Here is an 18,930-nt window from a genome sequence, read left to right as displayed (position 1 = left end):
CATAAAACTCATTCTTTTTTCCTCCAATTAAAAAAGCTGCCTACTCATGGCGAGCAGACAGCACAGTCCAATATTCGTACTATTCAGTTTTACTTTAAATTTTGTAAATTTATGTCCTGATTTTCATCTTGCTGACTTCACCCCCCTTTTATGAAAATTTTCATGTAACATAGCAAATTATGCTCAATGGAATATAAATAAAAGCTGCCTACCCAGCTAAGAGCAGACAGTTGTTATTACACCTTAAAAATCATGGAAATCGTATCGTGTTTTAAGCTTGATGAATTTCCACTCATTTTCTATAAATTTTAATGTAAGGATATCATTTTCTCAGCAAATGCTGAAATTGGCGCTTTCCATAAGTCAGCAGGTTGAGTTTCAAAATGCTTGGAAACAATGGGCGACAGATTTGTTCCAAATATTTCTCCAATAAGAGGCTGAAGATATTGCTCCACTCTATTTTCATAATTATTAGCTTGCAGAATTTCTTCTTGTATTTTCTCTTTTGCCTGAAATGTCAGTTTATTTTTCAATTCACCTCTCAAAACATCTTCTTGAGGTACAATTTTACTACATGCATACTGATTAAACTTTTCCTCAATCCAAGTAACAAATTGCGGAGATGTCATAGCGTTCAGTTCCACACGATTGGTTTCAAGCCAGTGTTTTGATTCCCTGTCCAGACTACTTGCAGAAGCCGCACCCTTCTTTTCAACATTTTCTACTGGTAACATCATCTCAGTTGCTTCCTTTGGATTAAGACCAAAATCAATAATATTGACTTTCCTTTTTCCTCGGGCTTGTGTTTCTTCAACTAATGTCTGATAAATCATAGTACCCGCCGCATCGCAGTCATGAATACAATACACTTCAAGTTCCTCATCAGTTTCACCCAAAAGGTCTAATAAATCTTTGATTGCCCTGCTTGCATAGCCCTTGGAAGTGAGCAAGGCACAGTCATACCGCTCAGGAAATCTTACATCTTTCAGAATTTCAAAAAGTCCTTCCTTTTCAATATATAATACCTTATTAAAAATGAACTCCGGTCGGTGATACTGTTCCACTGTCAAAGTACCCATCGGTACAGTTTGATGAAGGTGGGGAGTATACAAACTACCCCGGCAATCTCGATACATTCCATCTATATTTCCGTTTTCTTTTTCATGATCGGTAATGACAGTGCCAAAATAATCATATTCCAGTTCTTTATTTAATTCTTGCATCACAAATGGCCTGATAACATAGTACAACTGCCTTTCACTAAATCGGATAGTTCCATCGCCACTTGCTTTGGAAATAGCTCCGTCAAGGTGGGCAAGGACTACTGCTTTTTGTGACCCTATATTTTCTGTACTTTCAGATGTACTTTTATTTTTCGCCTTAAATTTCCTGACAGTCTTCTGAATTGCAGAATCAATACTTTCCTTCATTAGAGTAAGGTCTGGCTCCTTACCGTCAGATGTAATTGGAATCACCGGAGAATTCACATTAATTGTAATTTGTATATTATCAAAACAATTTATAAAAGAATGAACTCCAACACCCCAAATTTCAATTTTCTTTTTTTCTGTAAATAAATAGGGTGATTTTATTGCCGTACTTTTATTGATCAGGAGATCAACCTGTGAATATATTCTGGGTGAAATTAGCACTTCAATTTTATATGGTATTTCTGCCGACAGCTTGCCTTTTGTACTTGGCAACACATATGTACCAGAAACCGAAGAATAAAAAGTATCTGTAATTTCACCAATCTCTCCTAAACGATCAGCTTTGACAGGTTTAGAATGATCTCTGATTGCTGATAACAATGATTCGGAATCTTCAAATGATAGATTTGGAGCTTTATAATTCTTGTCAAACAGCTTTGCAATTTGTCCTGCTTTTGCACCGGTGCAGCCATCAAACTCAGAAACCAAATCATACACTGTTCCATCAAATGCCTGTGTAATTTCATAGAAACCTTCTGAATTATACCAATACGCTGATGTTTTGCCTTTGTATTTTTCACCACGATTATAGTAGACAGCATTCTGTGCCCAAGAATCATCAATGGGATAATCTCCAAGTGATAGTTCAATCATAGTCCCGCTTATCGGGTAATGATCCAGATACATAACCTTTGAGCTACCATCATCCAGTGAATCTATTTTATATTTATCACCATTTGAATAAACAAATAATTCACCGCCAGTTGCAATAACCGCTCCAACTACTACTCTTAATCCATTCCCCAAAGCTCCCCTTGTTGGAAGCTTGATTAATTTTGTGGATACCAACGGACGATTTATTGAAAATAATTCTGCAATTCGATCAGCCGGGATACCCGTACCACCATTCCAGACAAATAATTTATTTCCATCACACTGAACATCAACATTATCTGTAATATCCAGTGCATTATCGGTTAATTCCTTTGCGACCAGTTTTGGTATATCGTTTTTGGATACTCCTGCTTTTTGAGTAAGTGTATCCATATTTCTGAACTGAGTCCATTCCTGTTTTTTAAATTCCATATGTTATATTCTCGTTCTCCTTTATTTTTTGAATCTCAATAATTATTCCGCTTTTTTGCTAATGACTTTTCATTTAGGGTTTCACTAAGCTCACTGCGTTCGCCAAGTGAAACTACCTAACTAAAAAAGTCATTTTAACGCCCAAAAAAGCTTGGCAAAAAAGGGCGTGAAACAAATTTTTAGTTAATGGGTATTATTCCCTATAAAATAATATTATATAAATTAGTACCCCTTTGAATTCATGCTATTTTTTAAATACTCTTGAGTTACAATGCAGAATTTCTTATCGTATTTTTTAACAATAATTTTTCTTTCATTCCAAATTTTTTTAACTGAATCTTTTTTCTTAATTTTTTTCCAATAATTTTCTGTAATTTCTAATTCATTTCTCAAATTGCTAATATCCTGATAATTTCCATCCCATTGCCGAATCCAATCTATCAATTTAAGAATAAGATTATTTTCAGCATGTGCGCGCTTTCGCATATTATATTCTTCAATTTCAGTCCATTTTTCATCAACAAATTTACAATTTACAAAGCGCTGAGCAATCATAGATTTCATGGTTTTATTGCAACCAAAAATATAAATGTCAATGGGATTCATATTGGAAAATTCTCTGACTTCAGTTCTAAAAACTTCTTGCTCAAAGTCATTTATTAGATGCATAAGTTTATACATTTCGACATCAGAAAAAGCAAATACCCCATTTTTATTGGTTAGCAAATTTTGAATAACTTCAAATTTTTCTTCGTACTTTTCGTCAAATTTATTTTTGATTAATCTACTGGTTGCAATTCTATATGCCAGATAGGAATCAGAATCCCAACGATTCCATCCTATTTGTATCATCTGAGTACAATGCTTAAAATTATTCATACCCTTTGTATATCCATAATATGGTATACATTCTTGCTTATTGCTACCTTTATAGCAAACAACATATTTGTTATCCTTTAGTCCAGTATATAAGTAATCACTTGCTCCTTGATAAGATACAACATAAGTAGGTTGGTCAACATGGCTATTAATCCAATTAATAATCGGATTTACCACTTCTGGATTTTCTAAAACCTTCCTTTTAGAATAATTACCTTCTACTAAATGAAAAGTTACATTGGAATATTCTCTGAAATCCTCTACTTGTAATAAATTAAAATCGTTAACATCATATTCTAAAGATAATTCTGCCGTACCATCAAATATAATTGTTTTGAAATCATTTACTTTAAAATTTGCCATGGAAACAGTTTTAAATAGATCATATTTTCCCGTCCTACAATATAATCCACCTTTGGAAAAGAAAGACACGATTAAATCAATCTTTTCTTTATACTTATATCCCATATACTTTTTCCATAACTTGAAAAATTCATTTGTAAATATAGGTTGACTTAATTTTACATATGCATTTCTGTATTTTTCAAATTTTTCAACAAGGTTAAGAAGGTTTCGCTTAATTGCATCAAGCTGATTTTTCATAAACTGTTTGTCTTTCCTTACCTCATCGGAATTATTTTCATCTATTTTTGATACTGCATCAGTTAAATCATTAATCAGCTTTTCAGATATATCATCGACTAGTGTCAGTTTCGGCTTTTCATCAATTAATAACAATTTCCTACTAAGTTTAATTCCATTCTTGCCTTTGCTTTTCCATTGCGCAATTTTATACATTACTCCTGAATCCGCATAATAATATAAACGTTCAGAAGTAATTCCTACAATAGGGCTATAAAATTGTTCATGGGATTGCTTACCTATTATACAGTTACTGCGAAATTGACAGCGATCACATTTCTCAAGAGATTCCGTATAAGATTTCAGATGCATTTTACATGATATATTCGTATTCCAACTTTGTAGAACATACATCCAATCAATTTTTCTTTCAATTAATTGGCCATTCATATCATCATATTGATAAAAATTGTAGTATCCAAAATTATCTCGTATTCTTTCTTGTAAGCTTAATAAATCTTCTAAACGTTCAGTAACAATAATTATACCTAAATCCCCCATAGGAATATTTGTATGAATTTGGCACAATATTTTTGTAAATAGTACGGTATTAATAAAAGTTGATTTTCCAAACCCACATCTTACAGGCACCAATACTGGCTTATTTTCTTTTAAATCACCTGTAATGAGTCTTGATACTTCATATGAGAAATCAATTTGTTGTCGAGAGAAATTTTTCCGATGTTTAGTAATATATTTTTTTACGACATTTGCATATTCGACATCTGCTGTTCCATCAACTATTAGTTCATCTACAGTTGACGGATTTACCTTATGGGTAAAATAGGTTGTGATTTCTTGATCATCTTTATATTCAACATTTGTAGGGATTTTTTCAAGTATTACCTTTTCTCGTTTGTTGTCCTCCACTTATATTTTGATCTCCTCTCATTTTTACATGATTATATTTTTGTACTCTTGATATTTTGCCATAGCGGTTCTTAGTTCCGGCGAATTCTTAAAGACATAAATTTTTCGATTATTATCCTTGAGGTCAACTTTTTCACTTAGTTTATTGAATCTATTAAACATAAGCCACCCGGCCATTCTTTCCTGTAAAATAACAATTGTATCATCTTTCATTGTCATGCCCTCCTTTGATTTTGTAAGAGGGAATGATACTTTTCCACTCTCCGCTCCCTCAAGGCGCTAGCCGAGAGGGAACAAAAAGAGAAATACATAAAACTATTTTTGTACTGTACAATCAATCTGTGCCGTGCGTTTTGTCTGATTGAAGATACGCTGGATAATCACTTTACCGCCGGGATACTGTTTCAATTCATAATGGTTGATACCGATAATTTTCCCTGACTCGTCCCAAAGCTGTGTATAGCCATTTACCAAATTTAAGCTGAGTATTGCACCTTCAAAAAAGCGTTCCGATATGTCATCCATTGTAAGTCCCGCATCAAGGCCTTTGCACAGCACATCTTTCAACTCAATCTTCTGCTGCGGTTCTTTTAACCAGTATTCCTGTGGCACCGTAATATCGGAAATTTCGCTGATTTCACTTTGCTCATATCGGCGCTGTTCAGTGGATGCAGCATAATACTGGTCAAGCATCGTGAAATCATAATTTGAACTTTTAGCATGAGAAACATCAATTTTTTCTTCGTCTTGATTGAGCCAAAGGTGATAAATCAACCCTTCCGGGAACATCCATGCAAAATTCCAGTTATCCTGCCAGCGCAGCTCTTTCTTCTCTTTGTTGTTCTCTTTAGAATATTTATAAGCGTAATTCGCAGCAGCCTGTGCCACTATGGACTGATTAGGGCATAATTGATAGATCTTTTCTCTCGTCTTTTGATTTAGCTCGGAATATGCTTGGCGTTTTAGTTTTCTCCGCTCTTTTGCATCATCATTTTTGGAGAAAGCATCAATTTTTTTGTATCTTTTATGAATGGCTTTAAATGCATTCTTGTACTCCAAAAAGTCTGATTCTAATTTCTGCTCGAATTCTCTGACAATATTACAATCCAAATTTGGGTTCAGAAGCAGGCCGGTTGTATTGTAAACCAGCTGCGCCTCTTTTCGCTTTTTTGTGTTCGCATAAATTTGCTCTTTAATCCACTTTAAATATTCCGATAATATTTTTTCTGCGAACCAGTCAAGAGGACTTGTATAGTCTTGATCGTACAGCCATTCTCTTCCCCCACATTTATAAAGCAGAAACAGTGGCTTTTTTTGATAGGTATATTGGAAAGATTCACTGATAAAAACCGGGAGTCCACTTTTGCTTGCGTCAATTTGGAGTCCCTGCAGGTATTTTCCATATCGGATTGCATACTCATATTGGCTCACACTTTTTTCTGCAATCATCCGATTTTCCGCTTGGGAAGTCTTGTCCGTAATCTGTCCTGTTTTATCATCTGCATTTAAAATGAAATCAACGACCGCTTTTTTGTTGAAATCCGCTGGATCTGTGGTCGCTTTATCGGCAAAATTAATCTGCGGAAGCGATGGAATAATAAAATCAGCAAAGGTCACTTTCCCATTTGGCTTCTTCTTTTCAAGCCGAGCATTCATTAACTCTTGGATATGCTCGTATGTGTCAACTTCTTTTCTATCATCATCAACCGACAGCATCCAGCCTTTAAAACACACAGGCCATGAAATAACCGTCTGTTTGTAATTTTGCTTTGTGGAAAACAGGCAGATTTTATCTCCGTCATAATCCATGTTCATCTGCGGCATAAACAATCCTTCACCGAACTGAATGATATTCCTAAGATGATTTGTCCATTTGCAGGCATCTGCTTCAAGGCTTATTTCAGAAACTTCAGAGTAGCTGGTAACCGGGTTACGCATACCAACATATAAGCCCTGCATATTACCCATGAATGCTTTGTTTCTAGGAACAATCTGCTGTGTTTTCTTCACGTCCCTGTGGATTGCCCATTCTATTAATGTTGGAATATGGCAGGTTACAAAATGATAATTGCATGGCATATAGATTTTCCCAAGCCGCATTTCGTTTACCATCAACACGACACGCTCATAAATTTTCTTGCGAACGTAAGGATCAAAAATCATATTTTTATTCAGCCTAATTGCCTGAATAACCGGTTCCTCCCAGTTTTCATTGGTATCAATGGAGTCTTCTCCGTCTTCATCAGAATCCTCTGCCGCAGTTTCCGTCTCCGAATCATCATTTATTTCATCAGATTCATCCGCTATGGTATCGTCTTCCGGGTTATCATCGTCCGTCAGATTTTCTTCCTTTGATTTCTTTTCATCCTGAAGCATGTGTAAAAAAGCGAGCAAATATTTCACATTTTCCCAGTTTGCTTCACCATTTCCTGTATAAATACTGATAGCCTTATTAATCATGTTACACTCGTCCTGTGCGAACATGACCATATCAATTGGTTTAATTCTTAGCGCCAACAGCATCTGATATGTGATCTTCGTGTATTGGGAGTGGGAGCCATGTACATAGTTGGCGATACCGAATGCGTCATATCCATATTTTTTAATGAGAGATTTATATTCCGTCATGTTATTGAACAGGCATCCATCCTTGTTTTCTGTTTCTCCCTTTTCAAGAAAAGCCTTAAAGCAGCTCTTTGTCATGAGAATATCTACCTTATCAGACTGGTGAGTCTCTCCGAAAATATCAGTAATGCTTGCTGCGTTCTTTTCTTTCAGCCAATAATGCAATTTAACAATACTGAAGAATGCTTTGCAGTAAGGAAAGCGAAGCTGACCGCCTTCTGATTTCAAATCCATGTTTAGCAGTTTTGCAAAACTTTCATCCATCAGGGCAGTTCCATCGGCAAAATTGAGCGGAACATCTTGGACTTGTTCAACAAAATCGATACCTGTTGTCATCCGATTTACCGGGAATTCAAACTCATCGGGAATTGGTTCACACTGCTCTCTTGTGTAGCACGGAATGGATTTGTATATCGCGCTGGCAAAAAATCTGCTGACAGGTTTATCTGCCTGCTCCATTTTTGGTCTTAACCCTTCTCGCTCCAATTGGGCAATGGTTCGCTCTGTGTCCTTGTTGCCATTTTTCCGTTTTGAAATCTCTTTATCTTTGGCTTTTTGTTTCCCAGAGGCCAAAGCTTCATGGTATTCCTTATTTGCTTCCAATTGACTTAGGTAATCCTGATATTGTTTTTCCTCTTCCGGCGTACGTTGATAATCTGCCTTATATACAATTTTATTACCGCTGATATCATATTCCAGATCTTCAATAACACAGATGTCAAGGTCATCGATATAATCACTGATATCAAAGAGGTTGCAGGAAGTAGTCATCAACGCAACTGCCGTCAGACATTTGCCCTGAACTCCCATTTTGGGTTTCTTCCCTAACGTCATCATTTCCACGACCTGATGATAAATGGTTTCATCCACATAATACTGCTTGCAAGTTTTATGCTGGCTGCTGCTCAGGGAGCAATCAAGAAATACAAACTTTTTCTCTCCCAATGTCACGCCATCATTTAAGATATGGGCTAAAACCTCTTTCTCACCCTTTTTGGCATTTCTTCCTGTTTTAATGCTGATTACATTTTTCAAGGTCTCGGAATCGGGTGACCACTTCTTTTCGATCATATGGAACAGAAAATTCTCACTTTGCTTTACTGGAGCACCTTCACCACTCATGGAAAATGTACCATCTTTGTCCGCTATGTCGCTAATACTGAACTGCCGAATTACATACTGTTTTCTTTTTGTTGACAATAAAAAAGCCTCCTAAATTAAATTTTTGTAAGCCAACCAGGCCTACACCGAAACCGGTATAAGCCTGAAATTTAATTTAAGAGGAATTTATAAAATTCATCTTTGCAGACCCCCTATCGTTTTATGTAAACAATAGAAAGGGAATTTGCTGTAACGATATTTGATCTGCCTTATTCAATTTTAGGAATCTAATTATGTATTTGAGATAGAACATAAAGCAAAATACACTTTATGCCTTCTCATATCGAAACAGTTTTTTGACTATATTCGACTTTTTTATTATAAGTCCAACATTTACCAGTTGTCAATAGGATTTTTAAAATTATATCAGAGCAAAAAGAAACCCCGGCTACTCTATTAGTAACCGGGGCGAACTTATGACTCTATTTTCTTGGCTTGTTCTAACACATGCTCAAACACTGCTAGATATTTTCGTATCTCTGGTGTTCTTTCCTTTGTCTTGGCACGCTCATAGAGCTGAAAAAATATAGCAAGTTCATTATCATCACATTCATACACCTTACTAATCAGCATCTTTACAGCAGATACATTCTCATGGGCAGCAGATTTTAATTTATCTGCAAAGTCTTTTTCCGTCCACGCAGGATGCAGTTTTACCGTTACCGGATAGTACGTTCTTGGGATAAAAATTTTTTGTAAACAAAAAGGCTCCTCCTGCTCTATATGTACCAATTTTCTTTTTGGCCTTTGGATATTACCCTCTTGTTGCCGTTCTTGCTTTAAACGTTTTATTTCTTCTTCTCTTTGCTTCCGTGCTTGCCTTCTTAATTCGTCCTGTTTGATGAAACCTTCAAGCGCGACAGTTTTCTGCGTCTTCCAATCCTTAAAGCTCTGCCCAAAACCTATCGCCGACAAATTCTTATTTTCAAATATAAGATTATTTAATGGGAATTGAAAAGAAAATATATTTTGATCGCTGATGCCGATTACATCAGCTCCTTTATACTTATATGTATCCTGATCCAAGGCATAAATAACAAATTGCTGTGTACCTTTATCTACTACAATAGCTGAATGAGTTTTTGATTCATTCAATTGAAACCGTTTAATATAGTAAAAATCCTTTTCATTGCGGTATTCCCCAACATCATCAACTGTAATCCACTCAACCTCAATATTACGTTTCCGATATGCATTTGTTAGAGTCGTAAGAGTTTTAGATGTTGTTTTTTTATCTCCAAATTCTATTGCAATTTGCTGGTTATTTGATTGCTTAAGCAAAATAGGCGTAAAATACTTAGGAAAGATTTTAACGTCCATGTCCACAGATAATCCCGCATTGCAATTTCCTTTGAAATGGTTATAAATATTTCTTTTAACTTCTTTCCACGTATCAGGAGTATCCCGATCATAATCATCATAATCACATTGCCGATGATCAGGTAAGTGGGCAAAATGTGCGCTTCGTTTTTCGCCTCTTTTAAATACAACCGTTTGACCACATTCAGGGTCAAAACACAGCAACTGTCTTTCTCTGCTTTTTTCCCTGATTTCAGTTTCATCTATATATCCCCTTGAAACATCCATGGCATAGATAATCCGACCATCCAACAAACATTTTTCCATTACACGTCACCACCAAAAAGCATCCGTTAATCGCTTATTTCCAAAGTCTTGTATACTTCCCATTTCCATTGAATTTGATTAATCCAAGGTCACGCAGTTCCTGAAGATTTCTTCTAATGCTAAAAGGTATTGTGTTGTTATTTGGATATGCTTTTTGAAATGTATTCTCATATTCATAAACATCGGCAAGAGAAAAGTTCATATCTCCAAATGCATCTATGACACGAAAAGTGATGCTCTGCCAACCGGATAACTGAGATATGATCCTATCCTTATCAACGTCTAATACCTTGTCCTCTGATACTTCTGGTGGCATAAAGGCACACGGTTCTTTATATTCTGGCAAATTATTAAGAATACGGGTAATATGTTGAATTTTCTCAACATCAATCTTTCCGGTGGCTTCATCACTGCAAATACTCTCGAAATCACTACTTACCTGTTTTACGAGAGGGGGTTCATCAAATAATACGCCATATTCAATATTTTTTTCAAAACCGGAATATGTAAGATTCGCTGATGTTATAATAGCATACTTCTTATCAAACAAATAGACTTTTGCATGCAACCGCTGACTATTAAATACACTTCCATTATGTTCGTTGACTAGTTTGACAGCGTCAATGTCTGACGATCCTTTATAAAAATTATTCAGATTGAAAGTCGTCAATAATTTTAGTGAGCTTGAATTCTGTTTCTGCTGCAGCAAAGAGGATACAATTGAAGTTTTCACATAAGGTGCGCACAATTCAATTGAGGTATTGCTTTCACAAACCAACTGCATAAACAAATCCTTTATAGGACTATTCAATACTTGAACCATGCAATCACCCAACTTTACAATTTCTTAACTGATCTAAATCTTATTCAAAATATCCCGCAGCTTTTTGATTTCATCATCAGTCAGAGTAACCCCTTTACCCATTTTTGAATGATCTTCCGACCAGTCGCGAATATCATATTTTGGCTCACGTTCATTCCAACTAATAAGGTTTAGTTCTTTTTTCCACCCCTTCGCATTTTCCGATAAAACGCCAAGAGATTCTGTGATTTCATATTTTATATCTGACATGGTTAATCCTCCTTGAAGTTATTTGTCCAAAATGGTTGTTTTTTTATTTGCTGTATTTAAAATTTTCTCCAATTGCCCGCCCTTTGTCATATGTGCCACCACAATTTCATCGGCAAGGGTAATCACAAGACGGTTTCTGACTTCAGCTGTTTCTTTTGTTATGTAAGTCACGCTGCAGTCAAAAGGAGTGACAATCAGTAGCCTGCCTGATTTTAAATGCTGCAACAGTTTTTTACTTGGCCTTTGATATAGGCCACGCGCAAGCACCATTATAACCGGTTGTTCCCCTCGTAAAAGGATATCCAGAACATCTTTTTCTAATGGACTGTGAAAACCGGAAATAACGCAATTTCCTGATTTTTGTTGCTCCGTTGCCCAGTCATATGATTTAAGTACGGACGCAGAGCTATATTTGCTGGAACACAAAAAAGCAGCTTTCTCTAATTCCAGTAATTCCGTATTACCCAGCGTTTCTACTATACTGCTATTCTTCATCACCGGTATCGCTTCCCATACGATATTTGATGTCATAATTAATGATGTAGTCCAGTTCTTGCTCTGTAAAGCCATAATATTGTGCAAGTAATTTATCAATTTCATCAATTATTGATTTAGAATACCGTGGATAGTACTCATCATATATTACTTTACCAGTTGCTTTATAAAACGTTGTTTTCCTTTTTTTATTATTTTGAATATCGTCCATTAATTGTTCAAACAAGTCTAAAAAACGTTTACTGTTAATGTTTTTCAAATCACATCTAAAAAGATCAATTTCTCTATTATTAAGATGTCTACAATCTGAGAACAAGACAAACCATAAGTAAAACAAAGAACTATTTAGAATACATCCTGCAACGATAGTTTCCTTAGTAGATGAAAAGGATAATGATTTTACTTGAACAGACAGTTTTTCTCCATCTTTCTCATTCCAAAAATAAGGTTTGAAATTAGTAGCTCTAATCCAATATCTTGGAGCATTATGATAGTAAATAGTTTTATACGAAGATTTTTGAACAGCAATAGTAGGATCTTTATCTAGCTTTTGGAGTATTGAGTCAACTATTGGGTTGCCAACTTTCATTATTGAATTTTTATACTCAATATTAGGTTTTCTTGTATAATAAAAAGACATGAACAAAAATGGCCTTAGTTGCTCACTCCAACGGATATATTGTGTTGTAAACATGTCTTTTTTAATTATAGATGATGATAAGTATATTGCTAATCTTTGGTCAACACCATTAAATAATTTAGCGGGTCGAATATCATAAGTTGATATCCACAATCCATTCTGCTCTAATAAGTCCATTATTGTTTGCATACGATCTGTGCAAAATGCAGAGTGAGGAATAATCATCCCACTATAGTTATTTTCACTTAGTAGATGCTTACTTCGTTCAATAACAAATGCATACAAATTCCCGCAATTCTCTGTAAGATAATTATTTACATGGTATATACTTTTCGCCTTATTATATTCTACATAAGGCGGATTCCCAATGATTACATTAAACCCACCATGGTTTGCAATAATATCATAATACTCCGCAATCCAATGAAGCGGTTGATGTGTTTCCAGCCACTTTTTATAATCTGTTGAGCTATATTGCTCAAACAGTCGTTTATTTAGAATTTCGTTAAGCTGTTTTTGGCGAACTAAGAGTTCCTTTTTTGCATCTTTAAAAGCCTTGAAATCTTCATCAAAGCACAACTGAATCTCTTTATATCTTTGTGTTGCCTTTGCTACATAAAGGCATTTTTCAAGGACGTCTCCCTTCATCGCTCGGCCTTCAAAGGTTTCTTCAAGCGCATCTTTCATTTCTGTTTCGTTTGCATATCCTACAAGTGTATTCCCGGCTTTAATATTGAAATCAATATCCGGCAATGGCTCCAAACCCATATTATCTTTTGCCGGATTGGGATCAACGGTCGCAACCAGTTTTAAAAAGAGACGCAGCTTTGCCGTTTCTACGGCTTCATTCATAATATCCACGCCATAAAGGTTGTTAAGAATAATTGATTTAAAAATAAAATACTGCCGATTCGGATGACGCTCGGATTCAACTTTATAAAGTTCATCTTCAAAATATTTATATCGTTTGCCATGGCTGTCCCGACAATAATTATCCATGCGAATAATGCACTTTTCATATAAGGGTTCCAATATGTTCATCGCCGCAAACAGAAAAGCGCCGGAACCGCAAGTTGGGTCTAATATCGTCATAGACGTAAGGACTTTATAAAAATGCCGAATAAAATCCGGGTCGTCTATGTTATCAATCACATCTTGTGCAAACTGGCAAATATTCAAATTAAAAGTTATTAAGTCATTGATGTCCTTAATTTCACCATTTTGTATCTTACCGTGTACTTTAGCATATCTTTGGCGGCGCTCCACCGTTTCACGCCAAATTTCAGTTGGCAAAGCATATGCTTCATCAGCAGGATGGTTCCAGTCCTTTCTGCGCTGCAACAAATCCGCTTTAGATGTGTCAACACCAATCTCAATATTGGGGGGCAAGGGTAAGTCCACACCCTTTTTGACGGCATCATAAATATATTGATCTCCGCTTTCTTTGAGCATCTGCCAAATAAAGCCGTCCGGTTTGAACGGTACTTCGTAATGTCTTTTCGTTTCTTCAAACAGATACGGAATAATGCAGTTCTTGGATATATATTCAGTAATATCTTCTTGGGTGTAATATGCACCCATTTGTGCTCTGTCATTAATATATTTTTCAAATATGTAACCCAATACATCTGGATTGATATCTTTGCCCGATGCGGCTATCCTGTTGTCCAAATGCCAGTCATACTCATCAAAAAAATCAAAAATCGATTCAAAAGCATCGTCATTAATTGTAATTTCAGGATACTTTTTTTCTATTTCATGTTCATCAAAAAGTCCGCCATTTAAATACGGTACGTTTCCGATTTCATCAATTAGAATCTTGTTTCTGTCATGACCTCCAAGCCCTTTGTGAAACAGAACGAGGAGAAACTGTCGATAAAATGAATAGAATTTATCATCCCCATGTTTTTCTTTGCATTGAGTCAGTTTTTCTCTCAGATAATTCTTATTTCCGTCAAGGAATCCCTGCTTTTGAATAAAATAACAAAACATTAGGCGGTTCAGCATCAAAGAGGCATACCATTCTTTATCAAGCGTCTCATCAATTCCCTTAATAAATTCTATTAATGCTTTGTGCTGCTTCTTAAAATTATCATAAAACTTTTTTGTTACTTTTTCGGAATTTGATCCAAAATTGGATTTTACAAGTTCTTCTACATCTATAATTGTAATCTTATCTTCGTCATCAAGGTCAAAGAGTAAACCAGAAGTTCTTTGGTAAAGCTTTTCGGGGTTTTGGGCAGTATTGTAGCGAATTTCCGACTTTTTTGTTTGACCTTTTTGATTGTATATCAGTTGCCAAAGCTGCTCTTTTTTTGCAGAATCAAGGAAAATAATCAAATGGTCATGAAATAATTTCTTAACTTTATTATTAATTTTAAGTCGTTCGGGGTATGTCGGAATTTTCCCATTCGCATCGGGAGTACAAGTCATAACCCGAAAGCCACGTTTCTGTGCCACACATGTGAGGATATAGGTATATTCATCCAATTTTACTGGCGTCACGGTCATGTCATTATCCCAGCCGAGATAATTAAAAAGCTCTTTAAATTTGAATGATTTAATGTATTCTGTAAACTCTCTCTTTGAAATCGCCATATCCGCACATCCTTACTTATTTACTATTCCCATGGAACATATTATCTGTGGCAACTTATTTTGCTGTTCATCTTCACTTACAATGCAAAGCTTATCCTCTTCATAAAGTGATATAACAAGCTCAGACAGCATATCATCTGAAATTCCAGATTTCATCTGCCTTGATAATACATCAATCGCACTTTCTTTTAGCGGGAACCGATATAACTGATCAATGGCTTTTTTAAGCTGCTCATTCGCAAAAAGTGTATTTTTATTTTCTTCGTAGTAATGACTAAGTCTTGTATAGACTCTATATTTGGCTCCATTTTTTCTGCCGAGCGTTCCACCTGTTCTGCTGTCATCCTTTACAAGAATGTTAATTCCTGCTTTAACCAGTTCATGGTGGTTAGGAAATTTATCCACAGCCGGGGTATTGGGCTCACATTCAGCAGCTTTTAATATTGAGTATTGTGACTGCGTAATAATGTTTCCGCTTTTATCAAGCCATGTCAAAACATCATTATTTTCATGAGTTTTGGCATACACAATAACTCCTTCTGTCATTGGATTCATATCATTGCGTTTTGAGGAATATACAACATTTGGCATATCCGGTATGACTTTTTTAAGTCGGCTATCCCGGTCGGTAGCATTTTTCCATATTTGATAGGCATATGATGCCAAATCTACATCGCTTTCGTCATCATTGTCGTCAAAAATTCCTGATTTTTCATTATAGATATCAGCCAAATTAACGGGATCACCATCAAAGAAAACTTCATCTGAACCTATAACTTCTGAATTCTGTTGAATTCGTGTTTTCAGACGTCCCCTAAGCTTAATAATTTTTTCAATTCCGTCTTCCGGCAAAAAAGAATAGCAAAGAATTTGCTGCGATTTTTGCCCTAGCCTGTCAACACGTCCAGCCCTTTGGATTAATCTAATAATTGCCCATGGTAGATCATAATTAACAACAATATGGGAGTCCTGCAGATTTTGTCCTTCGCTCAATACATCTGTGGTTATGAGAACGCGAAGTTGCGTGTCACCTTCCAATTCAGGTTTTTCATTGCTTTCCGGACTAAAACGCTGAACAATTTCCGTGACATTATCTGTGTCTCCAGTAACTATTGAAAGGTTGCTTATTCCTCTTTTTTTAAGCTGTTCATTTAAATACTCCGCTGTATTGGCAAATTGAGTAAAAATGAGTACCTTCTCTTTAGAGTGCTTATTGTTCAAAAGATCATAAAGAGCGTTAAGTTTTCTGTCCTCATTACTATCCCAGCAATCAATTTTTTCAAATATTGATAGTAAGCTTTTACAGTCACTCACCAATGCCTTTCTAAGACTATCTTTAAAAAGGGTCGAGCTAATCCACTTAAACCGGCTGTGCATATCGTTATAATAAATTTCATAATATTTTTTTGCGTATTCTACATATTTGCCTTCATCGGAAAAGTACTCTTTAGGCGTCAGCTTTTTTTCATCATCATCTTCCGTTCTGTCTTCAAGGAAGTCATCAAAAAAGTCCATATATTGCTTTCCGATTGGGATTGGCAGTTTCCTTTCAAGCGCATAAATAAATATAAAATTTCTAAGCACATGACGGCTTATTGATAACAAAAACGCATATCCGGAACTTTCCAGTCGCTTATAAAGATTGGTACGGCAAAAGCCTTTCAATCTTTGCCCTGCTCTTGAAAGATTTTGAATTATTTCAGTTTCATTTTTACTGGGCGTAGTTTTTGAATTTCCATCAATATAATTTCCTAATCCATAACGTGGAAGCATTAAAGTATCTATTATATTTACTACATTTTCTGAGTATAAAAATGCATACTGGTCTTTATCATCTTGTACATCCAATTTAAATTCAACTTTTTTGGGGATTCTATCTGGAAAATATGATTTTCTACCATCAGAAAACAACAGATATTTTCTATTATTTGTTTCATCTAGCAGCGCATAATTATTCTTAACAAAACTTCTTGTCCTTCTCACCAAATAAAGGCGCATAAGTTCACGCCAGTCGTCTGGGTAATCACTTTTCTCAAAAGCCTTAATGCTACGCCTAAATGTGTCGCTATGCTTTTGATCAAATTCAACGGAGCCCCCTAAATTCCGTATATAGGTTTCAGGACTTATTCCAAGATCTTCATCGTCATCAATAAATAGCCTTAATTGATTAGATAAATCAATATATGACTTGTTGTATGGCGTTGCAGAGAGCAAGATGACTTTACTTTCATTTTCAGCAATATATGATTTCAAAGCCCTATAACGACTTCCATCACTGTTCCTAAAGTTCTGACTCTCATCAATAACTACTAACCTATACCTACGCAGATTGGGGAGATCATGCGTTACCATGCTTTGAGAAATTATCTTTGCATGAAGCTGATATTTATAAACATAGTTGTCCCACATAGAAATAAGATTTTTAGGACAAACAATAAGCGTTTCGTAAGAAAGATCTTCTTCAAGCATTTTTGCTATTGCCGTAGCCGTAATGGTTTTTCCTAAACCAACGACATCACCAACCATTACCCCACCGCGTTTATTTAAATGTTGTGCCGCAATTTGAACTGCTTTTTGCTGAAAATCGAGTAAGTCTTTTTGAAATACTTTCGGCAACTTAAATTCATTAATGCCACTTCTTGCTTCGTGAGAAAGATGATAGACCATCTTTAAATAGATATGGTAAGGCGTAATTGTATTATCACAAGCCCAACTATTCTCAAGGGCTTGAATAAGTTCCTTTGTAATATCAATACACCATCTATCATTCCATCTATCATCAAACCATTGTGAGAGTTTGTTGGACGCATCCTGATCTAAAACATCAATATTAAGTTCACCCTGTGAGGATATACCTGGGAATGTGAGGTTGCTACTTCCTAGCAAGCCTAAAATTGGGCATACCTTATCGTCTCCATATGACAAGTAAAGTTTGGCATGAAGCTGATAACGTAAAAAAAGTTTCACTGCTACTTTCCCGTTTTTTAGTTGTTCTAGCAGTTTTTTGAGTGTTACTTCATCCTGTTCTGTTGGTATACCAATAGTCAGCTGCTCTTTAAATTCTTGCGCTAATTTACTTTTTATTCTAATTGCTCTTGAATTATCCGGCAATAATTTATTCTGATCCAAAAAGGATTCTTTAAGAGTTTCCTGTGGCGTCTTAATCATACCTACAAGCAACCGGCAATAACGTAAATTCTCTTTACCGTCTTCCACAATATTCATGCCTTTAAGGTTATCAATTTTATCGGCAATAATCTTCCAACCTCTAAGATTAAAATAACCCACACAATAATCTACACGGCTGGCTTTTTCTATATGATCATGCAACCCATCACTTAGTTTTTTCTCAATATTATCATATATTGTTGGCATAATATCACATCAACTTTTCATCATTTTAGTATCCTAATTTATATATAAAAATACATTTAAATTATAATCTTCTTGTCAAAAGATAGCAAGTTGTATCCAGTGCTTTTATTCCAATTTATACCGTATTACTTCTATGAGTCCCATTATTGGTACACAGTCAAAAAATGCCTACCGGTTAAGGCAGGCACTGATTCATTTAAACAGTTTGAAAATATCTGATAAGCCGAATGTCGTGCGATGATAAACTCTGTTATAGGCAGCCTTTTTCGAGTTAGTAATCCAGCCATAACCACGAGGTGCTTTTAAACCAAGACTATGCCGGACATAACGTTTCACGCTTGTCCTTGCTGCGATACTCTTTTTAAGACTTGGTTTCCGCATACCGAATTTCATGTTAAAGCCTTCTTTCCTATGTAACTAAAATAATATGT

General features: G+C 35.5%; 11 protein-coding genes. All 11 read right to left on the bottom strand.

The window, feature by feature from the left end; all coding sequences use genetic code 11:
• Nucleotides 1–308: 308 nt before the first annotated feature.
• On the bottom strand, nucleotides 309–2,516 hold the full coding sequence (locus OUY18_RS09505) for a hypothetical protein (RefSeq protein ID WP_268058537.1): 2,208 nt from the start codon (nucleotides 2,514–2,516) through the stop codon (nucleotides 309–311).
• A 222-nt stretch (nucleotides 2,517–2,738) separates the two neighbouring features.
• Nucleotides 2,739–4,907, bottom strand: coding sequence for a hypothetical protein (locus tag OUY18_RS09500; protein WP_268058536.1), 2,169 nt, complete (start codon nucleotides 4,905–4,907; stop codon nucleotides 2,739–2,741).
• A gap of 24 nt (nucleotides 4,908–4,931) precedes the next feature.
• A complete protein-coding gene (locus OUY18_RS09495) occupies nucleotides 4,932–5,120 on the bottom strand; it encodes a DUF5659 domain-containing protein (protein WP_268058535.1) in 189 nt (62 codons plus the stop codon).
• A 102-nt stretch (nucleotides 5,121–5,222) separates the two neighbouring features.
• The gene (locus OUY18_RS09490; RefSeq protein ID WP_268058534.1) at nucleotides 5,223–8,732 is read right to left on the bottom strand and encodes a hypothetical protein; all 3,510 of its coding nucleotides are present in this window, start codon (nucleotides 8,730–8,732) and stop codon (nucleotides 5,223–5,225) included.
• A 375-nt stretch (nucleotides 8,733–9,107) separates the two neighbouring features.
• Nucleotides 9,108–10,319 (bottom strand): competence protein CoiA family protein, encoded by a 1,212-nt coding sequence (locus tag OUY18_RS09485; protein WP_268058533.1) that lies wholly within the window; start codon nucleotides 10,317–10,319, stop codon nucleotides 9,108–9,110.
• A 34-nt stretch (nucleotides 10,320–10,353) separates the two neighbouring features.
• On the bottom strand, nucleotides 10,354–11,142 hold the full coding sequence (locus OUY18_RS09480) for a phospholipase D-like domain-containing protein (protein ID WP_268058532.1): 789 nt from the start codon (nucleotides 11,140–11,142) through the stop codon (nucleotides 10,354–10,356).
• Between the two features lie 33 nt (nucleotides 11,143–11,175).
• Complete coding sequence (locus OUY18_RS09475) at nucleotides 11,176–11,391, bottom strand: YdbC family protein (RefSeq protein WP_268058531.1); 216 nt, start codon at nucleotides 11,389–11,391, stop codon at nucleotides 11,176–11,178.
• A gap of 18 nt (nucleotides 11,392–11,409) precedes the next feature.
• Nucleotides 11,410–11,886: a DNA-processing protein DprA gene (locus OUY18_RS09470; RefSeq protein ID WP_268058530.1), complete on the bottom strand. Its 477-nt coding sequence runs from the start codon at nucleotides 11,884–11,886 to the stop codon at nucleotides 11,410–11,412.
• A complete protein-coding gene (locus tag OUY18_RS09465; protein ID WP_268058529.1) occupies nucleotides 11,876–15,124 on the bottom strand; it encodes an Eco57I restriction-modification methylase domain-containing protein in 3,249 nt (1,082 codons plus the stop codon). Before OUY18_RS09465 ends, OUY18_RS09470 begins: the two co-directional genes overlap by 11 nt.
• Nucleotides 15,125–15,136: 12 nt before the next feature.
• Entirely contained in the window at nucleotides 15,137–18,499 is a 3,363-nt protein-coding gene (locus OUY18_RS09460) for a helicase-related protein (protein WP_268058528.1), read from the bottom strand.
• A 192-nt stretch (nucleotides 18,500–18,691) separates the two neighbouring features.
• Nucleotides 18,692–18,892 carry a hypothetical protein gene (locus OUY18_RS09455; protein ID WP_268058527.1) on the bottom strand — a complete coding sequence of 67 codons (201 nt, stop codon included), beginning with the start codon at nucleotides 18,890–18,892 and terminating at the stop codon, nucleotides 18,692–18,694.
• Nucleotides 18,893–18,930 lie beyond the last annotated feature (38 nt).

Origin of the sequence: Caproiciproducens galactitolivorans (genome assembly GCF_026672255.1) — a bacterium.
In the GTDB taxonomy this organism is placed as follows: Bacteria; Bacillota; Clostridia; order Oscillospirales; family Acutalibacteraceae; genus Caproiciproducens; species Caproiciproducens galactitolivorans_A.
The sequence above is the reverse complement of the archived record's forward strand: the minus strand, read 5'-3'. Positions and strand labels throughout refer to the sequence as shown.

Excerpts from the sequence above, each read along its gene's own strand:
- OUY18_RS09505 (WP_268058537.1), bottom strand. The coding sequence starts at position 2,516 with ATGGAATTTAAAAAACAGGAATGGACTCAGTTCAGAAATATGGATACA.
- OUY18_RS09465 (WP_268058529.1), bottom strand. The coding sequence starts at position 15,124 with ATGGCGATTTCAAAGAGAGAGTTTACAGAATACATTAAATCATTCAAA.
- OUY18_RS09495 (WP_268058535.1), bottom strand. The coding sequence starts at position 5,120 with ATGAAAGATGATACAATTGTTATTTTACAGGAAAGAATGGCCGGGTGG.
- OUY18_RS09485 (WP_268058533.1), bottom strand. The coding sequence starts at position 10,319 with ATGGAAAAATGTTTGTTGGATGGTCGGATTATCTATGCCATGGATGTT.
- OUY18_RS09475 (WP_268058531.1), bottom strand. The coding sequence starts at position 11,391 with ATGTCAGATATAAAATATGAAATCACAGAATCTCTTGGCGTTTTATCG.
- OUY18_RS09470 (WP_268058530.1), bottom strand. The coding sequence starts at position 11,886 with ATGAAGAATAGCAGTATAGTAGAAACGCTGGGTAATACGGAATTACTG.
- OUY18_RS09455 (WP_268058527.1), bottom strand. The coding sequence starts at position 18,892 with ATGAAATTCGGTATGCGGAAACCAAGTCTTAAAAAGAGTATCGCAGCA.
- OUY18_RS09460 (WP_268058528.1), bottom strand. The coding sequence starts at position 18,499 with ATGCCAACAATATATGATAATATTGAGAAAAAACTAAGTGATGGGTTG.
- OUY18_RS09480 (WP_268058532.1), bottom strand. The coding sequence starts at position 11,142 with ATGGTTCAAGTATTGAATAGTCCTATAAAGGATTTGTTTATGCAGTTG.